Raw genomic sequence first — 1,972 nt, 5'->3', positions numbered from 1 at the left:
TTTATTTCATTGGGCATTAGGCAGACGTCCTGATGATCACCCGAGTTTGAGTGATTTAAACTTATAAACAAGCAGCTCCGGACTTTTAGTTCGGAGCTTTTTTCACTCTGGCAATAACAGTGATTCTGAATCTTTGATAAAAGTGGCCCATGTTTCGTTGGGTAACCACTCAGTTAATAAAGCACGTTTTGCTTCAAAAACAGGTTTCTCTTCAACAATACGAAGATAAAGATATAAAAAAGCAGATGCACGGTAGTTCATGGCACAGTGAACCCAGATTTTATGCGCTGAAAATGCTTTCATAATATTAAGAAACTGCTCTAAATGAGTCTGACCGGGGTCGTCAAATGGCACAGGTATGTGGATATACGTCATACCTAGACTGGTGACGATACTGCCTTCATTTTCAATAGCTGACGTAGAATCAGGCATCGCCAGATTGATGATGACTTGAACCCCCTGCTCTGCAATTTGCTCAAACTCGTCGATAGTGGGTTGTGCAGAACTGGCAATGTTAGGTGTCACATTCAACGCATTCTTAATGGTGGTTTCCATTATCGAAATACTCCATTTCTTGTTATGGCGCTTTAAGATTATCATGACCTGTTAACATGAATCATATTGGATAAGCAACGGCATGGCGACTCTTTGTGAACTCTTTGTTGAATTGACACTCTGAATACCTTTAATAATAAAAATAGAATGAACAATAACAATGAAGTTAAAAACAGGATTCGCTTTTTCGTGCTTGCTGATAAGTCAGCTTGTCTCAGCACGTGACTATATAGATGGACATTTACATTACGTCGATTTTTTTCAGGAAACAGATGGCATGCCGGCCTTACTGAAGGTGATGGATGAGAGTGATATAAGCCAGGCTGTCATTATGGGGATTCCCGTTGCCAAGACATGGGATGAAAATGAACCCAAAAAACCACGCTATTATGCTGGGGATGATGCCCCGATTTATTGGTATAGCGGCACTGATCTTGAGCTACACGCTGCGATAGAAAATCTAAGTACTGAACAACAGAAACGCTTTATTCCTTTCTTATCTGGCTTTAACCCAGATGATAAAAATGCGGTGAACCATATCCGTCGTGCATTAGAGCTTAACCCAGGATTTTGGCAAGGCATTGGTGAAGTGTTTACACGTCATGACGATCTCACCGCTTTAATACATGGCAGCGCGCCTCGAGCCAATAGTGAAGCGATGATGAAAGTCTATAAGCTGGCTGCAGAACATGATCTACCCGTCTTAGTTCATAGCAATATCACGTCTCAACGTGAACGTAATCCGCTATATCAGGAAGAAATTGAAGAAGCGTTAAAAAAGAATCCTGATGTGAAATTTATCTGGGCTCATGCTGGCACCAGTAAAGAGTTACATCGTCATCAGGAAGAGTTGGCATTTCTTCGTCCCTTACTCAAAGAGTTATTAGATAAATACGATAACCTGACTATCGATTTATCGTGGACCATGCTTGACCCCTACTTATTGGATAAAAAAGGTAAGCCCAGAGCTAAATGGCTGGCGTTACTTGAAGAGTATCCGACTCGTTTTGTGATTGGCAGTGATGTGGTCGGTAGTTTTGATAATGTTGGTAAAATTATGCATGGTTTTGATCCGGTATTAGATGCACTACCAGAGGACGTAGCAAAAGCGATTGCTCATGATAACTTTCTCACGCTGTTACCTGACTCTAAAGATATAAATACGATTAAGGAATGATAAAGGTTTTGTCCAGCTTCATTCACAGCAAGACACTAAACATCTTAAGTGTATCTCTTTCTGTAGCGACGTTATGAAACAAAAAGTGGTTTCTCTGCATTCATAATTTGATTGTAACGCGTCTATGATTTACCACGATTGTTAACCGACTATGCGTTGAGATGAGACAGAAAAGCCCAGCCAAGACCGTAAAATTGTTATATTTTGAAACAGGTGTGAAGTTCGTTTAATTATCAAATA

Annotated in this window: 2 protein-coding genes; one reads left to right on the top strand and one right to left on the bottom strand. The window is 40.3% G+C overall.

Annotated elements, in window-relative coordinates; genetic code table 11:
* Window positions 1-102: 102 nt before the first annotated feature.
* Window positions 103-555 carry a protein tyrosine phosphatase family protein gene (locus B4K20_RS12085; protein WP_289283062.1) on the bottom strand — a complete coding sequence of 151 codons (453 nt, stop codon included), beginning with the start codon at window positions 553-555 and terminating at the stop codon, window positions 103-105.
* A gap of 160 nt (window positions 556-715) precedes the next feature.
* Here B4K20_RS12085 and B4K20_RS12080 point away from each other — a divergent pair, with 160 nt between their 5' ends.
* A complete protein-coding gene (locus tag B4K20_RS12080; protein WP_289283061.1) occupies window positions 716-1,732 on the top strand; it encodes an amidohydrolase family protein in 1,017 nt (338 codons plus the stop codon).
* Window positions 1,733-1,972: the final 240 nt, after the last annotated feature.

This window comes from Methylophaga sp. UBA5088 (assembly GCF_002414625.1).
GTDB lineage: Bacteria > Pseudomonadota > Gammaproteobacteria > Nitrosococcales > Methylophagaceae > Methylophaga > Methylophaga marina.
The sequence above is the reverse complement of the archived record's forward strand: the minus strand, read 5'-3'. Positions and strand labels throughout refer to the sequence as shown.

Excerpts from the sequence above, each read along its gene's own strand:
- B4K20_RS12085 (WP_289283062.1), bottom strand. The coding sequence starts at position 555 with ATGGAAACCACCATTAAGAATGCGTTGAATGTGACACCTAACATTGCC.
- B4K20_RS12080 (WP_289283061.1), top strand. The coding sequence starts at position 716 with ATGAAGTTAAAAACAGGATTCGCTTTTTCGTGCTTGCTGATAAGTCAG.